General features: G+C 63.7%; 24 protein-coding genes and 1 pseudogene. 12 read left to right on the top strand and 13 right to left on the bottom strand.

The features are described from left to right. Window positions 1-541: 541 nt before the first annotated feature. Together BLT09_RS27715 and BLT09_RS27710 are read right to left on the bottom strand one after the other, a co-directional pair. Entirely contained in the window at window positions 542-1318 is a 777-nt protein-coding gene (locus tag BLT09_RS27715) for a FadR/GntR family transcriptional regulator (RefSeq protein ID WP_091599182.1), read from the bottom strand. Window positions 1319-1420: 102 nt separating this feature from the next. Next, window positions 1421-2317, bottom strand: coding sequence for an NAD-dependent epimerase/dehydratase family protein (locus tag BLT09_RS27710; RefSeq protein WP_091599213.1), 897 nt, complete (start codon window positions 2315-2317; stop codon window positions 1421-1423). A gap of 153 nt (window positions 2318-2470) precedes the next feature. Here BLT09_RS27710 and BLT09_RS27705 point away from each other — a divergent pair, with 153 nt between their 5' ends. Further along, complete coding sequence (locus tag BLT09_RS27705; protein WP_091599179.1) at window positions 2471-3409, top strand: NAD(P)-dependent oxidoreductase; 939 nt, start codon at window positions 2471-2473, stop codon at window positions 3407-3409. A 166-nt stretch (window positions 3410-3575) separates the two neighbouring features. On the opposite strand, the pseudogene BLT09_RS35250 reads toward BLT09_RS27705, so the two are convergent. The 4 genes and pseudogenes from BLT09_RS35250 to BLT09_RS27685 all read right to left on the bottom strand — a co-directional run. Continuing rightward, window positions 3576-3728 (bottom strand): annotated as a pseudogene (locus tag BLT09_RS35250) (FadR/GntR family transcriptional regulator); the annotation flags it as partial. Between the two features lie 604 nt (window positions 3729-4332). Continuing rightward, entirely contained in the window at window positions 4333-4641 is a 309-nt protein-coding gene (locus BLT09_RS27695; RefSeq protein WP_091599210.1) for an EthD family reductase, read from the bottom strand. 182 nt (window positions 4642-4823) lie between these two features. Continuing rightward, window positions 4824-5657, bottom strand: coding sequence for a FadR/GntR family transcriptional regulator (locus tag BLT09_RS27690; RefSeq protein WP_091599173.1), 834 nt, complete (start codon window positions 5655-5657; stop codon window positions 4824-4826). 134 nt (window positions 5658-5791) lie between these two features. Next, window positions 5792-6781 (bottom strand): sugar-binding protein, encoded by a 990-nt coding sequence (locus tag BLT09_RS27685; RefSeq protein WP_091599170.1) that lies wholly within the window; start codon window positions 6779-6781, stop codon window positions 5792-5794. 426 nt (window positions 6782-7207) lie between these two features. Here BLT09_RS27685 and BLT09_RS27680 point away from each other — a divergent pair, with 426 nt between their 5' ends. The 11 genes from BLT09_RS27680 to BLT09_RS27630 all read left to right on the top strand — a co-directional run bounded on the left by BLT09_RS27680 (window position 7208) and on the right by BLT09_RS27630 (window position 17401). Next, entirely contained in the window at window positions 7208-7948 is a 741-nt protein-coding gene (locus BLT09_RS27680) for an ATP-binding cassette domain-containing protein (protein WP_027154335.1), read from the top strand. Window positions 7949-7988: 40 nt separating this feature from the next. Then, window positions 7989-8987 (top strand): ABC transporter permease, encoded by a 999-nt coding sequence (locus BLT09_RS27675; protein WP_077382937.1) that lies wholly within the window; start codon window positions 7989-7991, stop codon window positions 8985-8987. 319 nt (window positions 8988-9306) lie between these two features. Continuing rightward, a complete protein-coding gene (locus tag BLT09_RS27670) occupies window positions 9307-10134 on the top strand; it encodes an AraC family transcriptional regulator (RefSeq protein WP_091599207.1) in 828 nt (275 codons plus the stop codon). 154 nt (window positions 10135-10288) lie between these two features. Next, window positions 10289-10732 carry an SRPBCC family protein gene (locus BLT09_RS27665; RefSeq protein ID WP_091599167.1) on the top strand — a complete coding sequence of 148 codons (444 nt, stop codon included), beginning with the start codon at window positions 10289-10291 and terminating at the stop codon, window positions 10730-10732. A gap of 32 nt (window positions 10733-10764) precedes the next feature. Continuing rightward, window positions 10765-11559 (top strand): FAD binding domain-containing protein, encoded by a 795-nt coding sequence (locus BLT09_RS27660; protein WP_091599205.1) that lies wholly within the window; start codon window positions 10765-10767, stop codon window positions 11557-11559. Window positions 11560-11607: 48 nt separating this feature from the next. Further along, window positions 11608-12090: a (2Fe-2S)-binding protein gene (locus BLT09_RS27655; RefSeq protein WP_091599165.1), complete on the top strand. Its 483-nt coding sequence runs from the start codon at window positions 11608-11610 to the stop codon at window positions 12088-12090. A gap of 14 nt (window positions 12091-12104) precedes the next feature. Beyond that, entirely contained in the window at window positions 12105-13472 is a 1368-nt protein-coding gene (locus BLT09_RS35590; protein ID WP_091599162.1) for a xanthine dehydrogenase family protein molybdopterin-binding subunit, read from the top strand. A 1-nt stretch (window position 13473) separates the two neighbouring features. Next, window positions 13474-14478 carry a xanthine dehydrogenase family protein molybdopterin-binding subunit gene (locus BLT09_RS35585; RefSeq protein ID WP_091599157.1) on the top strand — a complete coding sequence of 335 codons (1005 nt, stop codon included), beginning with the start codon at window positions 13474-13476 and terminating at the stop codon, window positions 14476-14478. A 9-nt stretch (window positions 14479-14487) separates the two neighbouring features. Next, window positions 14488-15384, top strand: coding sequence for an AAA family ATPase (locus BLT09_RS27640; RefSeq protein WP_091599202.1), 897 nt, complete (start codon window positions 14488-14490; stop codon window positions 15382-15384). A 53-nt stretch (window positions 15385-15437) separates the two neighbouring features. After that, complete coding sequence (locus BLT09_RS27635) at window positions 15438-16514, top strand: vWA domain-containing protein (RefSeq protein WP_268931418.1); 1077 nt, start codon at window positions 15438-15440, stop codon at window positions 16512-16514. Then, complete coding sequence (locus BLT09_RS27630) at window positions 16514-17401, top strand: amidohydrolase family protein (protein ID WP_167366555.1); 888 nt, start codon at window positions 16514-16516, stop codon at window positions 17399-17401. Before BLT09_RS27635 ends, BLT09_RS27630 begins: the two co-directional genes overlap by 1 nt. Before the next feature lie 38 nt (window positions 17402-17439). Here BLT09_RS27630 and BLT09_RS27625 read toward each other — a convergent pair whose 3' ends face one another. The 7 genes from BLT09_RS27625 to BLT09_RS27595 form a co-directional block, all read right to left on the bottom strand. Further along, on the bottom strand, window positions 17440-18876 hold the full coding sequence (locus tag BLT09_RS27625; protein ID WP_091599148.1) for a DHA2 family efflux MFS transporter permease subunit: 1437 nt from the start codon (window positions 18874-18876) through the stop codon (window positions 17440-17442). 241 nt (window positions 18877-19117) lie between these two features. Further along, window positions 19118-19918 (bottom strand): 3-methyl-2-oxobutanoate hydroxymethyltransferase, encoded by an 801-nt coding sequence (locus BLT09_RS27620; protein WP_091599145.1) that lies wholly within the window; start codon window positions 19916-19918, stop codon window positions 19118-19120. Window positions 19919-20030: 112 nt separating this feature from the next. Beyond that, the gene (locus BLT09_RS27615; protein ID WP_091599142.1) at window positions 20031-20342 is read right to left on the bottom strand and encodes a MocE family 2Fe-2S type ferredoxin; all 312 of its coding nucleotides are present in this window, start codon (window positions 20340-20342) and stop codon (window positions 20031-20033) included. Window positions 20343-20385: 43 nt separating this feature from the next. After that, on the bottom strand, window positions 20386-21474 hold the full coding sequence (locus BLT09_RS27610; protein WP_091599139.1) for a fatty acid desaturase family protein: 1089 nt from the start codon (window positions 21472-21474) through the stop codon (window positions 20386-20388). A gap of 91 nt (window positions 21475-21565) precedes the next feature. After that, a complete protein-coding gene (locus BLT09_RS27605) occupies window positions 21566-22747 on the bottom strand; it encodes an aldose 1-epimerase family protein (RefSeq protein WP_091599136.1) in 1182 nt (393 codons plus the stop codon). 16 nt (window positions 22748-22763) lie between these two features. Continuing rightward, entirely contained in the window at window positions 22764-23546 is a 783-nt protein-coding gene (locus BLT09_RS27600; RefSeq protein ID WP_167366554.1) for an ATP-binding cassette domain-containing protein, read from the bottom strand. After that, entirely contained in the window at window positions 23543-24547 is a 1005-nt protein-coding gene (locus BLT09_RS27595; RefSeq protein WP_236473371.1) for an ABC transporter permease, read from the bottom strand. Before BLT09_RS27595 ends, BLT09_RS27600 begins: the two co-directional genes overlap by 4 nt. Window positions 24548-24589: the final 42 nt, after the last annotated feature.

The following is a 24589-nucleotide window of genomic DNA, read 5'->3' as shown; positions in this document are numbered from 1 at the left end:
AGGGGCAGGCCGGCAGGCCTCCCAGGGTAAGACGCGTGACCTTCGTGCCATGTGCCTGTCGCATCTACGGCCGCACCCTCCGGGGTGATATCGGGCTTCGGGTCCATGCGCCCCCTCGCCCGGTTGCGGCCGCCTCATATGCGCTTGCTGTTCGTCAGGCCGGCACTTTGCTTGCAGCTTCCTTCAGACCCCGCCTCGCGGCGACGCCCTTGCTGTTCGGCTAGCGGTTCCCATCACCCGGGCCCGCAGAGGACTTGCACCTCCAAGTCACCTCGACCGCCACCACAGCGGCCGAAACAGCGCCAGTCACGGCGCTACGCGCCATGCCTGGCGCACGCATGGATCCTGGGGTCTGCGCGGCGTCGCTTCGCTCCTTGCTTCGCCCCAGGATGACGAAGGCATGGGACCCTGCGGCTAATCTCAAATCTTGGAGATTGGCGGCTGTGGCCCGGCGGCGATCGCGAACGGGGAGATTGCGAACGGCGAAATTGCGGGCGGTGGAGAAAGAAGATGAAGCGCTGCAGTGGTCCGCCGCGCTTTATCAGCGCGATTTGATGACGCCGTCGGTGTTGGCCAACAGCTTGCGCACCGCGTTGCGTGCCGCATCCGGCCGCTGCAGGCGGATGTTCCTTTCGATCGCCTCGTGCAGTTTCTGCGCGTGCTGCAGATCGTCCAGTTCCCGCGTCGTATAGGCAAACAGATGATCGAACGCCGATTCGATCAGCACGCCGAGCGGCACCAGGAGGTCGTTACCGGAGGCGCGCAGGATCGCCAGATGAAAACGCGTATCGGCGCGCGTGCGCTCCTGCAGCGTCGCCGCCGCGCCCATCTCCCGGCAGGCCCGGCTGATCTCGGCCATCTGCTCGTCTGTGCGCCGCATCGCGGCAAAGGCGGTCGCTTCCGGCTCGATGATGTGGCGGAACTCCTGCACCGTCTTCAGGAACACCTCGCGGTCGGGCGAGGTCGCGTACCAGGCCAGCACGTCGCGGTCGAGCAGGTTCCAGCGCTCTTTCGGCTCGACCCAGCTGCCGATCTTTGGACGCGACGCCAAAAGGCTCTTGGCCATCAGCATTTTTATCGCTTCGCGCACCGCCGAGCGGCTGACGTCGAAAGTCTCCGACCATTTGGCTTCATTAGGCAGGATGGTTCCCGGCGGATAGTCGCCGCGCACGATCCTGAGACCGATCTCGTTGGCCAGCGACGCATGCACGCTCGCCCCAGGCATGCGCGCCGTATCGGCACGGCGAACGACAGCCGGGCGCTCGGCCGACGCCGCCCTGGCCGGTGTTTTTGGCTTATTCGGCTTGCCGTCCCGCATGCGTTCACAAAGTCCGGATTGCGAAAGCTGTCAAGCACCGGAACAGCCTCGGGCGGCAAAGCCTGCCTCTGTGCACAGATCAGCCGGGATGCGTCGGCCTCGTCACGCCGTCCTGACGTATTTCCGCCAGCTGTGTTCCGGGCGGAAGCCGAGCATATCCCGCGCCTTGCGGTTCGAAAGCAGCGTCTCGTATTCGCCGAGTTCAACCTTGACCGGCACGCCGGGATAGAACCGCTTCAAGAGTTCGGCCGTCGGCAGGTCGGACGAGGTGTCGTCATTGGCGGCGTTGAACACCTGATAGCCGAGCCCGTCCGTCTCGATGGCGCGCAGCGTGATCTGGCCGAGGTCGCGCGCGTCGATATAGCTCCAGGCGATCCGCTTGCGGAAACCTGGATCGGCGAACCATTTCGGGAACAGCGAATATTCATGCGGCTCGATGACGTTGCCGATGCGCAAGGCGTAGATGTCGATGCCGCTGCGCAGCGCGAAGGCGCGCGCCGTCTTCTCGTTGACGATCTTCGACAGCGCATAGCTGTCCATTGGATCGACGTCATAATCCTCATCGAGCGGGAAATGCGTCGGATCGCGCGGCTCGTTGGCGAAAACCAGCCCATAGGTCGTCTCGCTGGAGGCGATCACCACCTTGCGGATGCCGAGTTTTGCCGCCGCCTCGATGACATTATAGGTGCCGAGCGCGTTGATGCGGAACACCTCGTTGTCGGGCGTGATCATGATGCGCGGGATCGCCGCGAAATGCACTACGGCATCGACCGGCTGCGCGCGCAGCGACGGGTCGAATTCATGCAGGCCCATATAGCTCGACAGCGCATTGAACACCTGCCCGCTGTCGGTGATGTCGGTGATCAAGGTGCGCACCTTGGGATTGTCGAGCGGCTTGGTGTCGATGTTGAGCACCTGGCAGCCCTGCTCGACCAGATACTGCACGACATGGCGCCCGGCCTTGCCGCTGCCGCCGGTGAACATGATCCGCTTCGTCATTTTGCTCTCCACATTCTCCAGGATTCATGTGTATTGTCAGACAATATCGAACTCTGCAATCGTCTGCCAACCGCTTGCGGCAAAAACCTGCTTCAACAATTCGCCTGCCGAAGTGCGGCGCCGTCATCGAGACCGCAACAGGGATTACACGACATGAACACCACCGCCGCGAGCGAAAAGATCGGCTTCATCGGCCTTGGCCTGATGGGACACGGAATCGCGAAGAACATCATCGACAAGGGCTATTCCCTGACGTTTCTCGGCCGCAAGAACCGCGCGCCGGCGCAGGACATGCTCGACCGCGGTGCGAAGGAAGCCGCAACCTCGCGCGAGGTGGCAGCGGCATCCGATATCGTCTTCATCTGCGTCACCGGCTCGCGCGAGGTCGAGGCCATCATCCGCGGGCCGGGCGGCCTCAAGGAGGGCCTGAACAAGGGTTCGGTGATCGTCGATTGCTCGACCTCCGACCCGACCTCGACGATGGCGCTTGCCGCCGAACTCAAGGCGATCGGCGTCGACTATGTCGATGCCCCGCTCAGCCGCACCCCGAAGGAGGCCTGGGAAGGCACGCTGGACGCCATGGTCGGTGCATCCGACGCGCTCTTTGCCCGGCTGAAGCCAGTGCTCGACACCTGGGCCGGACGTATCGTCCATATCGGTGACACCGGCGACGGCCACCGTATGAAGCTGCTCAATAATTTCATCTCGCTGGGCTATGCGGCGATCTATTCGGAGGCGCTGGCGCTGGCCGAAAAGGTCGGCATCTCGCCGCCGCGCTTCGACAGCGTCATCCGCAACGGCCGCATGGATTGTGGCTTCTACCAGACTTTTATGCGCTGGACGCTTGAAGGCGACCGCGACGCGCACAAATTCACCATCGCCAACGCCTTCAAGGACCTCACCTATCTCGAATCGATGGCCGGTGCCGCCGGCATCGCCAACCCGCTCGGCAACGCCACCAAGAACGCCTTCGCCGGCGCGTTCGCCGCTGGGCCCACCGATCAATATGTGCCGATGCTGGCGACGCATATCGGCAAGGTCAACGGCGTCGATTTGACGCCGACGAAGGATGGGAAGAAACAGACGATTTGAGGCTTCCGCCGTCCCTTCTCCCCTTGTGGGAGAAGGTGGCCTCGCGAAGCGAGGACGGATGAGGGGTGTTCCAGGGAACGCTAACGCCTCATTTCTTCCAACACCCCTCATCCGGCCGCTTCGCGGCCACCTTCTCCCACAAGGGGAGAAGGAAAGGCGCATGAAATCACCGCCGAGACCGCCCGATAACCTCGTCGGTGTTGGTGAGCAGCCTGTGCACGGCACTCCTTGCAGCCGCCGGACGCCGGAGACGGATGTTCTTCTCGATTGCCTCATGCAGCGCCTGCGCCCGAGGCTGGTCGCTGGTTTCGCGCGTGACGATGGCGGCAACCTGCACCCATATCAGTCGTCGACAACGACGATGCAGACTACCTCTTTTTGAGGAATTTCCCGAACGCCGTCTCACTGTCATCGTTCGAGGAGAAGGTGCGGGAATAAACAAGAATTTTGAGGCGACCCATGACGCGAGAGTGTGAACCTACGCTTGACGATCTCCTGAGCGAGCCGATCATCCTGACGATCATGGCAATCTACGGTCATACTGCAGATGACATCCGACATCTAATACACCAAGTGGGCGCTCGGAAAACGCCATCAATGCTTCAGAAGCCCTCTTCGATGGCTCACGCGCCCCAGCGGATTTCCAGTCCCGCCTTGACGGCCACTTGATGGCGGATCGGTTGGTGACAGTGGCTTTTCCACGGGACGTCGTTGAGAACCGCGATCCGTGTCAATCGACGTTTAGGCGTGACATCCGCCGACAGCAGATCGCCCAGGAAACGCAAACAGGTCAGGTTTCTCTATCCCAGACCCAGTCCGCCGGCAGCCAGCGAAAGCCATCGCCCTCCTTCACGACATGGCCAACGCCCGGGAACGGATAGTGGTAGCCGTTGAAACTTTGCTGGGGTCGGATTGTGCGAGGTTCAGACTTCCCTAGTCTCAAAGAGCATTAGCTCCACTCCGCCATCTGCAAAATTGCCAAGATCAGCCGCCGTGGCCCGACCCTCGGGGGACGCTAAGGCCGCTTGAATATCCGCAACGGAATCGAAGTAGAGCGTAGCAACAAGATGATAGCCTGAGGCCCCACCCGGTGAATGGACGCCGCCATCACTGATTTCGTATTTCCTCAAGCCGGGAATGGCTTTGGCCAGAGGAATGTGGGTCGAAACATAGTAACGGTCGAAGGCGACCACGTCTTTCGGAGTCTTGTAGAGTGCGACAAGTCTGGCCATGCTCCCCCTCTCAACCGACACTCACCGCCAGCTTTGCGCAAAAGGATACTCCTCAGCAAGAGTGCTGGCAAATGGGTTCGTTCCTCGCTCTGACGAGGTCAACGAAGCATATGGGGTTTCAGGCCCGACGTGAGTCTTCCAAGTCGCCGCTCCCTGGCCGTTCAGAGCGATTGCGTTTGACCTTACCGCCGCGACCGCCCGATAACCTCGTCGGTGTTGGCGAGCAGTCGGTGCACCGCGGTGCGGGCTGCCGCCGGCCGCCGGAGGCGGATGTTCTTCTCGATCGCCTCATGCAGCGCCTGCGCCCGAGGCTGGTCGCTGGTTTCGCGCGTGACGAAAACGAAGAGATGATCGAGCGCCGATTCGATCAGCACGCCGAGCGGGACCAGGAGGTCATTGCCCGAGGCGCGCAGGATAGCCAGGTGAAAACGCGTGTCGGCGCGGGTGCGCTCCGGCAATGTCGCCGCCTCGCCCATCTCCCGGCAGGCCTGGCTGATCTCGGCCATCTGCTCGTCGCTGCGCCGGATCGCCGCAAAGGCGCTGGCTTCCGGCTCGATGATGTGACGGAATTCCTGGACAGTGCGCAGGAACATTTCGCGATCGGGCGCTGTCGCATACCAGGCGAGCACGTCGCGATCGAGCAGGTTCCAGCGCTCTTTCGGCTCGACCCAGCTGCCGATCTTGGGGCGTGAGGCCAGCAGGCTCTTGGCCATCAGCATTTTTATCGCTTCGCGCACCGCCGAGCGGCTGACGTCGAAAGTCTCGGACCATTTGGCCTCGTTGGGCAGGATGGTTCCCGGCGGATAGTCGCCGCGCACGATCCTGAGGCCGATCTCGTTGGCCAGCGACGCATGCACGCTCGATCCGGGGATCAGCGCCGCATCGGTCCGGCGGGCGCCGGCCGGGCGGGCGACCGGCGGCTTGACCTTGGCCCGTGCCTTGACCTTGGCCCGTGCCTTGACCGTAGCCCGTGCCTTGACAGTGGTAAGTCGCTTTTTCGATCTGGCGTCCGACATCCATGTTCCCCGGCACAGGCTGAACTCAAGGCGCAGCAAAGCAGGAGCGGTTCGCCCCAGCACTGTCGCCTCGCAGGTTTTCGTGAACCGGTGTGACGGGGCGCCCGTCGAGCGGACGCCCCGAAACTGCGAACCTACTTCTGGATGCAGGTATCGACCGTATCCTTGGTGCACTCGTCGAGACCGGTGAAGACCGGATCGGCGACGGGCTTGCCTTCGACCAGGTCGATCATCACCGAGGGCGCCTTGTAGCCCATTTCGAACGGCCGCTGGCCGACCAGCGCGGTCACCAGACCCTCCTTGGCAATGGCCACTTCGTCGCCGATCGTATCGGCAGCGCCGATGACGAACTCGTTCTTGGCGATCTTGTCGGCCATCGGCTTGAACAGGTCGCGATAGGGCTGCGGCGCGCCGAACAGCGGCCAGCCGCCCATGATGCCGAAGGCATCGAGGTCGGGATTGGCGGCGAGGATATCGGTCATCGCCTGCACGCCCTTGGCGCCGTCGTCATTGGTGAACACCGGGCAGCCGGCGACCTCGGTCCAGCCGCCCTCGCCCTTGAGCGCCGGGAGATCCTTCTGGCCTGAAAGCGCGTCGCGCATGCCCTGGGCGCGGCGCAGGATGTTGTCAGCCGCCGGATTGCCTTCAATGGTGCAGATCTTGCCGCCATCCGGCTTGCCCTTCTTGATGTACTCGCCGATCTTGTAGCCCATCAGGTAGTTGTCGGTGCCGAGATAGGTCTTGCGCAGCCCCGCATCTTCCTTGCTGAGGTCGGCGTCGAGCGTCATGATCGGGATCGACGGATTGGCGCTCTTGATCGTCTGGGCGATCAGCGGTGCGTTGGACGGCGAAATCGCCATCGCCACCGTGTCCGGCTTGCTCAGCATGTCCTGGACGATCTGGGCTTCGCCGGCTTCGTCCGAGGTCGATGCCGGACCGGTGTAGAAGCACTCATACTCCGAATCGGCGTTTTCCTTGTTCCATTTCTGGCAACCCTGGTTGATGGCCTCGAAGAACGGATTGTCGAGCCCCTTGACCACGATGACGAGCTGTTTCTTGGCCAAAGCCGGCCCGGCGCCCAGCGCCAGCATGGCGACGGCAGCGAGCAATAGTGACTTCCTCATTTCAGTCCTCCCTTGAAACAGACGGACACGGCGTGCCCGCCACACAGACCAGCCCGGATGCGCGATGACAGAGGTTCGTTTCGCGAGCGCTCGTGTCGTCAAGCCGGGCCGATAAGAATTTCCAGATGCGGTTGCAGACCAGCGCGATAGGGACGCTGCCAGATCCTCGACCGATAAACCTCCGCCTGCTCAGCCCCGGCGAGCCGGGGCAGGAGATCGGCATAATCTCCTCCGACGCCTAGCTAATATCGGCTTGCGACGGACGTCAATTGCTATTTGTCCTACAAAACGGATTTTTCGAAAGAAGCCGCTGTTGACGGCAAGGGGGCATATGCGTAAATGGGCGAAAGCGCGGTTCCCGGGAGGAGCTGGGAAGAGCGAGGCCGCGGCAGGACCGCAGGCCGAAAGCACGGAGGAAGCAGACTGGTGCCGGTTCTCGAACTCGCCAACATCTCAAAACATTTCGGCGCCATCCAGGCCGTCAACGACGTTTCGCTGTCGATCGAGGCCGGACAGGTGGTCGGGCTGATGGGCGACAACGGCGCCGGCAAGTCGACGCTGGTCAAGATGATCGCCGGCAATTTCCGCCCGAGCCATGGCACGATGCAGATGGACGGCAAGGAGCTGATCCTGCACAAGCCGGTGGAGGCGCGCCAGCACGGCATCGAGATCGTCCATCAGGATCTGGCGTTGTGCAACAATCTGACGGCCGCCGCCAATGTCTATCTCGGCCGCGAGCTGCGCCGCGGCGTCGGGCCGTTTCGCATCCTCGACTACGCCGCCATGTACAAGCGCGCCGGCCAGATCTTTGCCGTGCTGAAATCCGAAACCCGCCCGCGCGATCTGGTCAAGCAGATGTCGGGCGGCCAGCGCCAGGCGGTGGCGATCGCCCGCACCATGCTTTCGCAGGCCAAGATCGTGCTGATGGACGAGCCGACGGCGGCGATCTCGGTCCGGCAGGTCGCCGAGGTGCTGAACCTGATCCGCCATTTGCGCGACCAGGGCATTGCCGTCGTGCTGATCAGCCACCGCATGCCCGACGTCTTTGACGTTGCCGACCGCGTCATCGTCATGCGGCGCGGCCGCAAGGTCGCCGACAAGACGATCGCGTCGAGTTCGCCCGAGGAAGTCACCGGGCTCATCACCGGCGCCATCGAACAGGTTTGATGCCAGCCGGTTTCACCACGCAAGCAGATAAAGGTCGACGATGGCAGTAACTCTTGACCAGACGATCGCGCAGAAACAGCACACTTTGCTGACCAGGGTGTTTGCCAGCCAGACCTTCTGGGTGGTGATCGCGGTCATCCTCGCCTGCCTGTTCCTGTCCGTCGCCACCGATTCCTTCGCCACGACGAAGAACCTCTACAACATCACCCGCAACATCACCTTCGTCGCCATCGTCGCGCTCGGAATGACCTTCGTCATCATCACCGGCGGCATCGACCTGTCGGTCGGCTCGGTACTTTGCCTGTGTTCGATGGTGCTGGCGGTGACCATGCATGCCGGCTACGGCATCGAGATCGGCATTGCCGCTGCGATCGCGACGGCGCTGATCATCGGCGCCTTCAACGGCATCCTGATAGCCTATCTCGGGTTTCCGCCCTTCGTGGTGACGCTCGGCATGCTGTCGATCGCGCGCAGCCTGGCCATGGTCGCCTCCAACAACACCGTCGTCTTCCAGTTCGGGCCCGACCACGACAAGCTTCTGGCGCTGGGCGGCGGCGCCTTTGTGTTCGGCATCGCCAATCCGGTGCTCTACATGATCGTGCTGGCGCTGATCACCGGCTTCGTCCTGCGCTGGACGAAATTCGGCCGGCACATCTTCGCCATCGGCGGCAACGAGCATGCGGCGACGCTGACCGGCGTTCCGGTGCGCCAGATCAAGGTCGCTGTCTACATGATCTCGGCGCTGGCGGCGGGCCTTGCCGGCATCATCCAGACCGGCTGGCTGGGCGCCGTCACCACCAATCTCGGCAACGGCATGGAGCTTCAGGTCATCGCCGCCACCGTCATCGGCGGCGCCAACCTGGCCGGCGGCATGGGCACGGCCTTTGGCGCCGTCGTCGGCGCGGCGCTGATCGAAGTGATCCGCAACAGCCTTGGCCTGCTCGGCATCAACGCCTTCTGGCAGGGGGTGTTCATCGGCGGTGCCATTCTGATGGCGGTCCTGTTCGACCGGCTCCGCAATTTCCGGCGCAACGAGTGACGTTCAAGCCCCAACGTCCCCTTCTCCCCTTTGTGGGAGAAGGTGGCCTCGCGCAGCGAGGTCGGATGAGGGGTGTTCCAGAGACCACCAACGCCTCATTTCTTCCAACACCCCTCAACCGTCTCGGCGCTAGCGCGCCGATCCACCTTCTCCCACAGGGGGAGAAGGGGACGCGCTCCTATCGCTCAGTCTGAAAATCGGCCGGCACGGTTCATGACGGCCACCACGCGCGCACATGCGCCTTGACGCAGGCCCGGACTGAGCCGCACTATCCCGATTGCAGGCGAAGGGAGGCCAGCGCCTGCGGGAGGATATACCCATGACGGAAGCGATCAGGCTCTACTGGGGCCGGTTCGGACATGTTTCTGTCCTGAACGTCGCCAGCGACTTCGTCACCCATGCCCATGTCGAGGCGCATATCATCATCTGGCTGGAAGGCACGGCCGGCGAGATGACCATCGGCCGCGAGACGGTGCGGCTTGGGCCCGGCACCGCCGCCGGCATCAATTCCTTCCAGCCGCACAGCCACGCTTTGTCCCGCGACGGCCGGCCCGGCCTGTTCCTCGCCTTCTACATCGATCCGGACTGGGCGCGCCGGCGCCGCGACCTGCCGTCGACCGCGCCGCTGTTTTCGGCACCGGCGATCACGCTGGAGCCGTGGCTGCACAAGGCGGCAGCCAATCTTCTCGACCATCTCAGCGACAATGAGAGCATCGACGACATCGCCAATTACGAGATCGAGCGCTTCATCGACAGCGTGCTCGACGCCGCCGATGCCTCGGCGCCACAAATGGCGCGCGCCCGCGTCCACTGCGTGCAGGATTTCCGTGTCCGCAAGGCGATCCAGCTGATGAAGGCCAATGTCTGCGAACGCATCTGCTTCGACGAGGTGGCGCGCAGCGTCGGCCTGTCGCGGCCGCATTTCTTCGCGCTGTTCAAGGAGCAGACCAATCTGACGCCCAATGTCTACTGGAACACGCTGCGCATGGAGGAAGCGGTGCGGCAGTTGCAGTGGTCGCAGGAACCGCTGATTTCGGTCGCCTGCAATCTCGGCTTCACCACGCAGGGCAATTTCTCGCGCTTCTTTCGCGACCATGTCGGCGTTCCGCCGACACTCTATCGCGAGGCGGCGCGGGCCATTTCCTGAGCCAATTTTCAGACTGCCCGCTTTTCACACTGCCCTTTTTTTCAGATTGCCGGTTTTTTCAGACTTATTGATAGGCGTTCAAGACGCATTGATAAGCGCTGCCGGGCTCGCCGCCCTACCCTCGCGACACAGCTATCTGCAAGGGAAGCATCATATGGCGAAAGTCACCGTCTCCAGCGTCATCGACGCACCGGTCGAAAAGGTCTGGGCGCGCATACGCGACTTCAACGGGCTGCCGAGCTGGCACCCGCGCATGGTCGAGAGCCATATCGAGGACGGCAAGGAAGCCGGAGCGATCGGCTGCGTGCGCAATTTCCAGCTCGCCAGCGGCGCCCGCATCCGCGAGAAGCTGCTCGACTTCTCCGACGACAATTTCCTCGTCAGCTACTCCATCCTGGAGACGCCGCAACCGCTGACCAACCACAAGGCGACGCTGCAGCTGCGTCGGGTGACCGATGGCGACCGCACCTATGCCGAATGGACCGCCAGCTTCGACGCGGCCCCGGAAGAATCTGACAAGCTGGCCGAAGGCATGGGCGCCAACGTCTTCCAGGGCGGCTTTAACGCCCTGAAGACCCATTTCGCCGGCCAGGGTTGAGCTGAATGGGGCTCACAAAAAAGGAGCGTTCCATGGCGCTTGCACTGCAGACTTTCTCGACGGTCAAGGACGCCAATGCGGCGCTGAAAGCCGCCGGCACCCGCTATCTCGGCGGCGGCACGCTGGTCGTGCGCGCCGCCAATGAAGGCGACGTTTCGGTCTCCGGCCTCATCAGGTCGACCGAACCGGCGCTGTCGGCCATCACCGTTTCCGGCAGGGAGGTCCGCATCGGCGCTTCGGTGACCATGGCGGCGATGGCCCGTCACCCGGATCTGTCTTCCCTTGCCCGCGCCGCGCGCGCCGTCGGCGGCCCGGCGATCCGCAACATGGCGACCATCGGCGGCAATCTCTTCGCCCCGGCGCCCTATGGCGATTTCACCGTCGCGCTGTTGGCACTGGGCGCAACCGTCGGCACCGATGACGGCGAGGTGCCGATCGAAACCTTCCTGGCAAAACGCGAAGACAATCACGCCATCGTCACTTCGGTCGGCTTCAGCTTGCCACTGGAGGGCGGCTTTCGCTTCCTGAAAATATCGCGGGTCAAGCCGAAGGGCGTCTCGGTGCTGAGCATCGCCGCCGTGCTGGAACAAGCGCCGGACGGAACCGTGTCATCGGCGCACATCGCGCTTGGCTGCCTGGCCGACCGGCCGATGCGCGCCAAGGCGGCGGAGAAGGCGCTGCTCGGCAGGAAACTCACCAGCGATGGCATCGCGCCGGCGCTGGCCGTCGCGAGCGACGGCACCTCGCCGATTACCGATGCGGTCGCCAGTGCCTGGTATCGCAACGAAGTCCTGCCGGTCCATCTCGGCCGGCTTTTGCTCGCCTGAAAGCCGATGGCGCGCATCTCCGCCCGGCTGCGGCGCAAGGAGTAAAAGATGGCAAAGATCCCGGTTCAGTTCATGCTCAACGGCGCGGAGAAGGCCGAATTCATCGACAGCGGCACGACGCTGCTCAATGCGCTGCGCGACAAGATCGGCGACACCTCGCCGAAAGGCGGCTGCCATCAGGGCACATGCGGCGCCTGCTCGGTCATCATCGACGGCGAGTTGCGGCTGTCCTGCCTGACGCTCGCCGAAACCTGCAACGGTGCGGCGATCACCACGACGTCAGGGCTTTCGCAAGGCGGCGTGCTGCATCCCTTGCAGCGCGCCTTCCTCGACGCCTTCGCCACCCAATGCGGCTTCTGCACGCCGGGCATGCTCATGGCCGCCAAGGTGCTGCTCGATCACACGCCGGACCCCAGCCGCGACGAGGTGGTCGAGGCGCTGTCGGGCAATATCTGCCGCTGCACCGGCTACGAGCCGATCATCCAGGCGGTGCTGACCGCCGCGCGGTCCAATTCGCAGAACGCAGCTTGAGGGGAGTCGAAAAGATGGAACTCCGCAAGAGCTACTTCGCCGACCAGCGCACGGACGATCTGCACGAGATCGGCCAACCACGGCCGCGCTCCGATTCGCCCGGTCACGTCACCGGCAAGACCGCCTATTTCGCCGACCGCAATTTTCCAGGCATGCTGCATCTGAAGATGGTGCGCAGCCCGCATCATCACGCCCGCATCCGCAGCATCGACACTTCAGAGGCGCAGAAGCACCCGGGCGTGGTGAAAATCCTGACCGCCAAGGACGTGCCGCACAATGTCTACACCATCCTGATCCTGATCCAGATCGGCCCGGAGGACGAGACGGTGCTGGCCGACGGCAAGGTGCGCTGGAAGGGAGAAGCCGTGGTAGCGGTGCTGGCCGAGACCGAGCGTGCCGCCCAGGAAGCGGCGGCCAAGGTCAAGGTCGACTACGAGGTGCTGCCGGCCGTTTTCGACATGGAAGAAGCGCTGAAGCCCAGCGCGCCTGTTGTCAACGAATATCACGGCCGGAATTATTACCTCTATGACAGCGGCGAATGCCGCAAGGTGCGCTTCGGCGATGTCGAGGCCGGTTTCGCCGGCGCCGATCACGTGCTCGAGCAGACCTATCAATCGTCGCCGATCGAGCACGCGCCGACCGAGACGACCGGCTGCATCGTCGCGCCGGAGGGCAACGACCGCTTCACCTGCTACACCAATACGCAGGCGATGTTCTTCACCCTCGACAACGCCTCGATCATCCTGCAGATGCCCGGCAACAGACTGCATTTCGTCGGCGGCACCGTCGGCGGCGGCTTTGGCGGCAAGGTCGACGTCATCGTCGAGCCGATCGCCATCCTCGGCGCCAAGCTGACCGGGCGGCCGGTCTCCTTCATCTACAGCCGCGAGGAGGAGATGCAGATTTCCTCGCCGCGCGCCGCCGAAAAGGTCGTCATCAAGGACGGCGTCATGAAGGATGGCCGCATCGTCGCCAGAAAAGTCACCGGCTACACCGACGCCGGGGCCTATTCGCGCCATTCGCCCTATGGCGCGCAGAAGGGCGCCGGCCACTATCCCGGCCCTTACACCATCCCGAATGTCTGGATCGACACCTACTGCGTCTACACCAACCGCACTCCCTCCTCCGCCATGCGCGGCTTCGGCGTCACCATCGGCGATTTCGCGCTTGAGGTGCAGATGGACAAGCTCGCCCGGCTGATCGGCATGGACCCGCTAGAATTCCGCTTCATCAACGCCTACCGCGACGGCGACATCAAGGCGCACCGCCAGCCGACCGAGGGCGCGGCTCTGATCGAGTGCATGCAGGAAGCCTCGCGCGCCGCCAACTGGCCGGTGGCGGAAAAATTCATGGCGATATCGTCCTACGCGAAGGGAGCTTGAAATGGCGATCAGGCGCGGGCGCGGCGTCGCCGCGATCAACTATCCGACAGGCATGAACCTCGGCGGCGATCCAACCCAGGCGCTGGTCCATTCGACGCCGACCGGCAATTTCATGGTAACGCTGTCGAGCGTCGATCTCGGCCAGGGCATGAAGCAGATCATGGCGCAGATCTGTGCCGAGACGATCGGCGTGCCGACCGACCGCGTTATTGTCGACACCGCCGACACCGACACCGGCCCGCACTGCATGGGCACCTTCGCCTCGCGCGGCACACATCGCGCTGGCAACGCCGTCATCCAGGCGGCCAGGGAAGCCCGCCAGGTCATGCTGGAAGTGGCGGCCGAGGAACTGGAAGTGAACGCCTCGGACCTCGAGACCGACGGCCAGGGCAACATCCTGGTCAAGGGTGCGCCGCAAAGATCGATCTCGATCTTCGATGTCGCGCTGTCGGCGCATTTCAAGCGCGGCCGCTCGATTTCCGGCCGCGGCATGTTCTTGATCCCGCGCTCCTATCCCGAGAAAGAAACCGGCGCGATGAAACCGTCGACCTGCTATGCGCACGCCTGCACCGTGGCCGAGGTCGAGGTCGACGACGAAACCGGCGAGGTCACCGTGCTGACGGTCAGGAATGTCTTCGAGATCGGCCGCGCGCTGAACCCGAAAATGGTCGAGCAGCAGCTCGTCGGCGGCTCGTGGATGGCCATCAGCCACGCGCTCTACGAGACGACGGAACCCTATTACCCCGACCGCGATCATGGCGGCACCGACTTCAACCAGTATCTGATGCCGGGACCAGGCGATCTTGCGCAAACCGAGATCATCGTGCTGGAGAGGCCCTCGGCCGACGGACCCTTTGGCGCCAAGGGGCCGGGCGAAATGTGCGCCAACCCGCAAATCCCGGCGGTCGCCAACGCGGTCTTCGACGCCGTCGGCGTGCGCATCGACACGCTGCCGATCACGCCGGAACGCATCCTGCGGGCGCTGAAGGCGCAAGCCTCGAACTGAGTGCTGGAAATGCCCAAAAGAAGCGGCCGGACTAGAAGCGCCGACACTGTCGTGATCTCGCCGGAGGCGGTGGCATCGCGCCTCGCCGCCTCGCGCTATCTGGCCGATGAAAGCCTGGCCACCGCCATTTTCCTGGCGATCCGGCTGGGCAAGCCGCTGCTGCTCGAAGGCGCGCCGGGCGTCGGCAAGACCGAAGCGGCCAAGGCGATAGCCGAACTGCTCGGGCGCGACCTGGTGCGGCTGCAATGCTACGAAGGCATCGACGCAGCACACGCGCTCTACGAATGGAACTACCAGCGCCAGTTGCTCGCCATCCGCCATGCCGGCGAGCATGAGGTCGACATCTATGACGACCGTTTTTTGATCGCACGGCCGCTGCTGCAGGTGCTGAAGGCGCCGGAAAAGCGCGTGCTGCTGGTCGACGAGATCGACCGTTCCGACCATGAATTCGAAGCGCTGCTGCTGGAGTTCCTGTCCGACTTCCAGATTAGCATTCCCGAGCGCGGCACCATCCACGCCAAAACGCAGCCGATCGTCGTCCTGACCTCGAACCGCACCCGCGAACTGGCGGAAGCGCTGCGGCGGCGCTGCGTCTACCACTGGATCACCTATCCCGACGCCGAGCGCGAGGCCGAAATCATCATGCTGCGCGCCGGCGACGTCGCCAACGCCACGGCGCGCGCCGTGGCTACCGCCGTGCGCGACATCCGCGCCCGCCCGCTGGCCAAGCCGCCGGGCATCGCCGAAGCGGTCGAATGGGCCAACGCCGCGACGATCCTCGAAAAGGGCGGCAGCCCGTGGCCGGAAGCGTTCCGCCGCGCCATCGGCGTGCTGATCAAGGATGAGGAGGACCTGTCCTACATCGCCCCCGAGCTTGGCCGGATCGTCGAGGAGGCATTGGCGTGAGCCCCGCGGCCCTACCCCGGGCGGCTGCACCCTTGCTCGGCTTTGGCCGGCTGCTGCGCCGCTACGGCTTTCCAGTGGCGCCCGAGCAGGTGTCAGGCTTCATGCAGGCGGTGACGCTGCTCGGGCCCCGCTCGATAGCCGACATCCACGAGGCGGCGCTTGCCACGCTGGCGCCGCCGCCCGACCGCCGCGGCGAATTCGAGGCGCATTTCCAAAGCTATTTCTACGGCAACACGGCTGCCCTCGTCGAGGGCGAGGCCGACGGGGAAACCCGCATCAAGGACGACGGCGGCGCCAGCGACGAGGACAACGAGGTGGCGCGCCAGGCGGAAGGCGGTGCGCTGTCGTCCGGCGCCGAACAGTTGAGCGCCCGCGACTTCAAGCGTGACGGCGACGGCCTTGCCGCCTTCCGCCGCAAACTTGCTAGCGCCTTGCCCGCCCGTCGCTCCTTCCGCACCGTACGCACGCACGCGCGCGGCAAGCTCGATCTGCGCCGGTCGCTGCGCGAAATCGTCAGTGCCGACGGCGATATACCGTCGCCGCTGCTGCGCCGCCGGCAGACCGTGCCGCGCAAGCTTTTGCTGCTGATCGACGTGTCCGGCTCGATGAAGCTCTACACATCGGACTATCTCAAGCTGGCGCATGCAGCGGTGCAAGGCGCGGACCGGGCTGAAATTTTCACCTTCGGCACGCGGCTGACCCGCATCACCATGGCGCTGCGCATTCGCGACCGCGACCAGGCGCTCGCTCGCGTGGCAGCGCTGGTCGACGACTGGGATGGCGGCACCCGAATGGGACCGACGCTGCTCGCCTTCCTGTCGGTGCCGCGCTTTTCCTCATTTGCACGCGGCGCGGCGGTCGTCATCCTGTCGGATGCGCTGGAGCGCGGCGACCATGCCGAGCTGGAAATGGCGATGCGCCGGCTGAGCGCACGCGCCTTCCGGCTTTCGCTGGCGACGCCTCTGGCCGGCGATCCGCGTTTCCGGCCGGCGACGGCAGCACTTCGCGCCATCCTGCCGGTGCTCGACGATCTCGTCGACGGTTCTTCGATCGCCGGTCTCACCGATTTCATCCTGTCGCTCGCCCGCCCCGCTCCGGCGGCGGCAGCAATCTGGAAAAGGGTTTCATGATGAAAAAGGCGATCGACGCGCATTTCCATATCTGGCGCCAGGAGGATCAGCCCTGGCTGCGCGGGCCGATGGTGCCGCGCATCTTCGGTCCCTACGAGCCGATCCGACGCGACTACCCGATCGAGGAATTCCTCGCCGACCAGCAAGGCTCTGATGTCGAGAAGGCGGTCTATGTCCAGACCAACTGGGCCAAGGAGGATTTCGAGAAGGAAGTCGCCTTCCTGCAGACGACGGCTGACGAAACCGGTTGGCCGCACGCCATCGTCGGCTATGCCGACATGACGGTGGACGATGTACGCCATCAGATCGACCGACTGATCAAGTACCCCCTGCTGCGCGGCGTGCGCATGCAATTGCACTGGCACGAAACGCCGGCCTTCCGCTTTGCCGCGTCCGCCGATCAGGTCGTCGACCCGAAGGTGCGGGCCAATGTGGCGCGGCTGAAGGACTATGGCCTGTCCTTCGACCTGCAGCTTTTCCCGGCCCAGATGAAGGACGGGCTGACGCTTGTCGGCGAAAATCCCGAGACCAACTTCATCCTCACCCATGCCGGCATGCTGACCGACATGTCGGAGGAAACCACGCAAGCCTGGAAGGCCGGCCTGCGCTCGCTTTCAGCAGCGCCAAACCTCTACGCCAAGCTGTCCGGCCTCGGCACCTTCGTCCACCGCAACGACCCGGCGCTGATCGCCTACATCGTCGACAACGCAATCGACATCCTCGGCAGCGACCGTCTGATGTTCGGCTCCAACTTCCCGATCGAAAAGCTATGGACCAGCCATGCCGAACTGATCAAGGCGCACCGGGAGGCGGCAGCCAAGCATGGTGCGGCGGCAGAGGCGGACATTTTTTGGAACACAGCGGAAAAGGTATATCGGCCGGTGTGACGCGCTGCCCCCCTTCCAAACACCCTTGTGGGAGAAGGTCACGCCCGATGACCCGAAACCTCGGCGCCGGCGGCAGGCGGCAGCGCCAGGAAGCGGAACGAGGCCACGAGCCCGATGGCGCCGATCGCCAGGAAGGCGAGGCGGAAGTCGACCAGGTCGGGCGCCGCCCCGGCCCTGGCGATCTGCGACAGGTTGAGCAGCGCCGCGGCGACCGCCACGCCGAACAGCATCGCCACCTGCTGCAGCATGCTGGACAACGTCGCCGCCGAGCTGCGCTGCGCCGAAGCGATATCGGCGAAGGCCAGCGTGTTGAGCGCGGTGAACTGCATCGACCGCGTCAGCCCGGCAATCAGCATCAGCGCCACCACCAGCGCTTGCGGGGTCTGCGGCGATATCGCCGCGCAGGCCATGATCGACAGCGATGCGATCACGCCGTTGACGACCAGCACCGAACGGAAACCGAAGCGCTTCAGCGTCGGCGTCGTCACCGTCTTCATGCCGAGATTGCCGAGGAAATAAGCCAGGATCAGCATGCCGGCATCGACGGGTCTCAGGCCAAATCCGACCTGGAACAGCAGCGGCAGCAGGAACGGCGTGGCGTTGATGGAGACCCGGAAAATGGTGCCGGCCGACAGTGTCGATATGGCGAAAGTCTGCACCTTGAATGCCGCAAGGTCGAGCAGCGGATTTTTGGCGCGCGCCAGGTGCCGCACGGCCAGCCAGCCGATCAGGACGCCGGCGCCAAGCAGCGCCACGGTCGGCAAGGCGCCGTCTTGCGGATGGGCGATGCGTTCGAGGCCGTAGAGCATTGAGGCAAGCCCGACCGAGGTCACAAGGAAGCCCGGCCAGTCGAGCGGCCTGGTTTCGGAAGCGCGGTCGCCGGGAATGAAGCGGGCGACCAGCGCCAGGCCGGCCGCGCCGAGCGGAATGTTGATGAAGAAATTCCAGTGCCAGGACAGATAGGTGGTGATGAAGCCGCCAAGCACCGGCCCGATCACCGGCGCGAACAGCGCCGGCCAGGTGATCAGCGCGGTGGCGTTGAGGAGCTCGGACTTCGAGGCGTTGCGCAGCACCAGCATGCGGCCGACCGGTGTCATCAGCGCACTGCCCAGGCCCTGCACGGCACGCGCGGCGACGAACTGGGTCAGGTTCTGCGAGATGCCGCAGGCGATCGAGGCCAGCGTGAACAGGGCGATCGCCACGAGGAAGATGTTGCGCGCGCCGAAGCGGTCGGCGAGCCAGCCGGACAGCGGCACGAACACCGCCATGGTCAGCATGTAGACGGTGATGCCGATGCTCATCGCCACTGCCGGCACGCCGAAGGATTCTCCCATCTGCGGCAGCGATGTCGAGATGATCGTCGAATCCAGAAGCTGCATGAAGAAGGCGACGGCGACGATCAATGCCACGCGCCGCGCCTGCCGCGCCGCCGTCGCGGTTTCGGGCAAGGCTTTGTTTTCGGGAATGGCGGTCATGCGCAGAACTGTACGAAAGGTTTTCCCGCGTCACTGGGACCAGGCGATTGTCCGGCAAATCGATGACGCACCGGTTTGAACAGCATTTGGGCGACGACGTCCAGACATGGCCCAACAAACTTTCGTGTCGTTTCGCGACCAGTCACGGCAGAGAAGGTATATCGGCCGGTGTAGCGAGCAGCGCCCTTTCCTTCTCCCCTTGTTGTGGGAGAAGGTCACAGCAGGTCCTGGCCGGAGCATCTCATCCGGCGTCGATCTTCTCCATGAACTGACCGAGCTGATCCGGGTCCATATGCACCACATGCTTGTCTTCGGGATAGGCCAGGCTGTTGACGTCGGCGACATATTCGGAAAAAGCAGTGATGCGTTCCGCCTGCAGGCGGTCATATTCGGCGGCGAAATTGCGATAGACCTTGGAATGGCGCGGCATGTGGCCACGGTTCTGGCCAAGGATGTCGTCGGCGAACAGATATTGCGCGTCGCAGCCGGTGCCGGCCCCCATCGACAGCATGATCAGCGAGGTTCGCTCCGAAATCGCCTTGGCCACCTCGACCGGCACCACTTCGATTTCGGCGCCGATCGCGCCGGCCGCTTCGTATTGCTTGACTGCCTCGAAAATCTGCATGGCGCTGTCGGCGGTTTTGCCGACAGCCTTGAAGCCGCCGGTCCAGGTGGCGCGGGACGGAATCAGGCCGACATGGCCGATCACCGGGATATTGTCATCGGCCAGCCGTTTGACAGTGGCAAAGCCGGCACTGCAATAAACCGCGTCGGCGCTCGCCTTGTAGAGCCGGAACGCCCAGCGGACGAAATCGTCGGCTGTGCCGATCTCGTAGAAATTGTCGCCCGGCATGGTGAACAGGCTGGGTGCGGCATCGCGGTATTGCGGATCGAGCACCAGTTCCGGCGGCACCGAGACAATGTCGACTCCGGCTCGTTCAGCGGCCTCGGCCTCGTCCATCGTCAGCACCCGCAGCATGGTCAATTGCCGCTTGCCCTTCATGGCGCGCAGGTCTGCCACCGTCGGTCTTTTCCGGCTCATCGATTCTGGTCCCCTATGTTGCATTACGGAAGGCTGGTCAGGCTTCAATTTTGCATGATTTTTTCCGAACCGAAGGTCAGCGCAGCAAAAACCGGTTCCCACTTTTCATGCTTTAGATCTGGATCATCACCTTGCCAGCTTCGACCTTCACCGGATAGGTCTGCAGATTGACGCAGACCGGCGCGCCCTTGGCCTGGCCGGTTTTGTAGTTGAAGCGGCCATTGTGCTTGGGGCATTCGATGATGTCGTCCATGACAAGCCCATCGGCCAGATGCGCCTTTTCATGTGTGCAAAAGCCGTCGGTAGCGAAGAATTCGTCATCCGGCGAACGGTAGATCGCGAAGCTGCGGCCGTCATGATCGAAGCGGATGACATCCTCTTCGTCGACATCGTCCACAGTGCACGCCTCGACCCAATCGGCCATCTCTATTTTCTCCCGAATTTTCGCCTTGCGCTGCTGCACAGTGCTATTCAGCTGCTGCCGACATGTTCACTTCGTGGAACTCGCCACGATAGGGCCGTGCCGTCGGCGGCAGTTCGCGCTTGAGGAAATAGTCCTCATATTTGAGCTGCCTGAGCAGGACCGGCCAAACCTCGCGATAGGCATGCCACATCGATGGGTTCGGCTCCGGCAGATCGTGTCTGATCAATTCGTGCAGCCTGGGCAGCGTGTGATAGGGCACCATCGGAAACATGTGATGCTCGACGTGGTAGTTCATGTTCCAGTAGATGAACCGGCTGATCGGGTTCATGTAGACGGTCCGGCTGTTGAGCCGATGATCGACCACATTGTCGGCCAGGCCGATGTGCTGCAGCAGGCCGGTCAGCACCATATGCCAGGTGCCGTAGAGGCGCGGCCCGCCGATCAGCACCAGCGGTATCCACGACTGCATAGTGAGGGCGAGCGCAATCGTGGCGATGTAGATGGCGACATGCCAGCGCGCGGCGATGACGGCCTTGTGCTGTTCCATCTCGGGCACGTAGCTTTTCTCGTCCGGCGTCAGCTTGCCGAACGCCTGGCGTGCCAGTGCCGGAAGCGAATAGCGAAAGTCGAGGATACCGGTGAAGGCGAGTGCGGTGCGCAGCAGGTCCGGCGGGCGCATCACGGCGATCTCGGCATCGCGTCCGACGATGATGGTGTCGGTGTGGTGGCGGGCATGGCTCCAGCGCCAGGTCACCGGGTTGCGCATCAGCATGAAGCTGGCAATCTGGTAGACGACATCATTCATCCAGCGCGTGCGGAAAGCCGTGCCGTGGCCGCATTCGTGCCAGCGCGAATCGCTGGCCGAGGCATAGAGCACGCCATAGGCGAAGAAGAACGGCACGCACCACCAGGTGCCCCAGAAGTAAACGCCGGCGGCGGCGGAGACCAGGATGGCGCCCAGCCAGATGGCCGTGTCGCGGATTGCCGGACTGTCGGAACGGTGCATCAGTTCCTTCATCGTCTTGCGCGGCACCTCGGTATGGTACCACTCCGCCGAGGCTAGCCCGGTCTCGATCGCAATCCGCGTGCTTTCGCCGACCAGGCTGTAATCGCGCTTCACCTTGCCAGCCATTGTGACCTCCAATTTTCGAACCGCCGCGAGCCCTCTCCACTCCGGCCAAGGCCAGCCTTCCAACCGGTGTTTCGCACCGCCTTCGCCATTGTCACGACCTGCCTCCGAGAACAGGAAAATGACCCGATGGCCGCGGATAATCCTCCCGCGGCTGCCTGGCAATCGCTGCGATCCGGCTCTCGGCGGCGGCGATCTCGCCGGCGCCGTCGAGAACCCGAAACACCGCTTCGTACGAACGGCTTTCGCCGTGCTCCAGCCAGATCATCTCGCCGCGTTCGCGCGCTGCCAGATTGCCCAGCACATGATGCGTCGACGGCTCGATGCCGAGCGCATAATGCCCAGCCTGGAAATTCTGCCACTCATAGGCGCAAGGCAACTGGTGCTTGCGGGTGACGACTTCGAGACCGAGGCCGAGACGGTCGTTGACCACCGCCACCGGCACGTCGCCGTTGGCGTCGGCGCCGAGTTCGTGCTGCCAGACCTGTTCCGTGAAGCCCAGTTGCGGTGCCGGCGCCGTGCGGTAGCCGACCTTCTGCGCCTCATAGCGCTCGCCGGCATGGCCCGCCCAGACGACGTCGCGGATCGGCGCCAGGTAGCGCGAGCCCTCGTCGAGCACCGGATGGCTGACATTGATGTGATAAAAGTACATATGCGGCGTGCGGCTAAAACCGTGATTGACGACGCGGTCCGACAGCCGGATCTCGTTGCCGCCGACATCGGCCTCGATCCGCCGCAGCAGATGCAGATCCTCGCCGAACACCGTCGACTGCTGAACGAAGCCTTCGGCCCACAGCACGCAGCGGTCGCCGTCCCATGTCTCGCCATAGCCGGTCAATCGCGCCGGGATGGTGCTGACGCGGCCATGCAGCGAATGGCGCACCGTCTTCTTCGGCGGATAATTGTAGCTGTCGGCGGGGACCTCGTTCATGAACAATATATGGTCAAGGCCGCAGGTCAGCAGCAGGCCGGAAAACGACCGCGCCCAGGCCAGCCCCTCCTCGCCTTCATATTCGTGCAGACCGGGATGGCGAAAGCCGCTCGGCGAATGCCAGCCGATCGCCTGGCCCCTAAAATCGCAATCGGCGATGTCGAGCGCCCGGTCGACCAGCGCGGTGAAGCGCAGGCCGGAGCCGGTGCGGAATTCGAGCATGCGGATGCCGCGCTCCACCCCGTCGCCGAGCGTCATCAGCCGCACGCCGGCGAATTGCGACAGCATGCCGGACCGTTCCGATACCTGCCGGCGCGAAAGCGTCTTGCCGTAAAGTTCTACCATGTGACGGCCAGTTCCTTCACTTCGCTCTCGTCTCCTTGAGCAGGGCCGACATGTCGGCGCCGGTGATGATACTCTCCACCGTCAGCAGATCGGTATCGGCGACCGTCTGCTCGGCGACGATCTCGCCACGGCGCATGACGATGATGCGGTCGGCGACCTGGAAGACATGATGGATGTTGTGGGTGATCAAAAGCACCGAATGGCCGGCGGCGCGCATCTCCTTGACGAAACGCAGCACGCCGTGCGTTTCCTCGACGCCGAGATTGTTGGTCGGCTCGTCGAGGATGATGACCTTGGCGGCGAACTGCATGGCCCGCGAAATGGCGATCGACTGGCGCTCACCGCCCGACAGCGTGCTGACCAGCGCATCGGCGTCGAGTTTTTTCGAGATGCCGACGCGCTTCAAAAGTGCCGCGGCGGCATCACGCAGCTTGGCGAGGTCGAGCGGCGCGAACACGCCCAGCCATTTCAGATTGACCGGCTCGCGACCGAGAAATAGATTGCGCGCGATGCTCAGGTCCGGCGCCAGCGACGTGTCCTGGTGAATGGTCTCGATGCCGAGATCCATGGCGCCGCGCGTCGAGCGGATCGAGACTTTTAGGCCGCGCACATAAATGTCGCCGCGGTCGACGGGGAAGACGCCGGAGATCGCCTTGATCAGCGTGGATTTGCCGGCGCCGTTGTCGCCGAGCAAGGCCACCACCTCGCCCTCGTTGAGGGTGAAGGAGGCGCTCTTCAGCGCGCGGACGCTGCCGAAGGATTTTTGCAGATTGTGCAGTCGAAGCACTTCCATGGTCAGCTCCTGGCGGCGTTCTTCTGCAGCAAAGCGTGCAGGATGAGCATGGCAAGGATGATGACGCCGACGAAGATATTGTAGGCGAGGCCGGGCACGCCGATCAGCACGATGCCGTTGCGGATGCTGCGCAGCATCAGCGCGCCGACGATGGTGCCCAGGATGGTGCCGCGCCCGCCGGTCAGCGCCGTGCCGCCGACCACCACCATGGCGATCACTTCGAGCTCGTATCCGGTGCCGGCCACTGGCGAGGCGGCCGAGATGCGGAACGCACTGATCATGCCGGCCAGACCCGCCAGCACCGAGGTCAGGATGAACAGCCAGACCTTGACCGCGTCGGCCGGCACGCCACGCGCCACCGCAGCGTTGCGGTTCGAACCGATGGCGCTGATCCAGTTGCCGAGCTTGGCGTAGTGCAGCACGTAGATCGCCAGCAGCGACAGGCCGATGAACCACCACAGCGAGGTATAGAAACGGAACGTTCCGATATTGAAGCTGCCGGCCAGCAGTGTCACGAAAAAGCCAGGCTGGTCCCAGGATTTCAGCGGAAAGCCTTGCGTGATGTAGAGCGCTGCACCTCGCACGACGAGCAGCATCGACAGCGTCACCAGGAACGAGGAGATGCCGATCTTGGTGACGATCAGCCCGTTGACCGCACCGATCGCTATGCAGAGCAGCAGGCCGGCAAGCAGCGCGATGCCGATATCGAACCCGCCGTTCTGCACCAAAAGCATGACGACGACCGGCGCCAGGCCGAACACGGCGCCGACCGAAAGGTCGAACTCGCCCGCCGTCAGAAGCAGCGTCATGCCGAGCGCGATGATGCCGAGTTCGGGCAGGAACGCCATCATGTTGGAGATGTTGAGCGGCGACAGGAAGTTCCCGTCGGCGATCGCGAATACCGCCAGCAGGACAATCAGGATGACGAGCGAAGAGAATTGCGGCGAGCGGATCAGGCTCGACCTGCGTTTGGAGCGCGGCATTTCCTGTTCTGCGGCGATAGTCATGACTGCTTGGACCATATCTCAGGGCGGCGCCCGCCGCCTGCG

This window comes from Mesorhizobium muleiense (assembly GCF_900099905.1).
Classification (GTDB): domain Bacteria; phylum Pseudomonadota; class Alphaproteobacteria; order Rhizobiales; family Rhizobiaceae; genus Mesorhizobium; species Mesorhizobium muleiense.
Note: the sequence above shows the minus strand (reverse complement) of the source record. Positions and strands in the feature narration are given on the sequence as shown.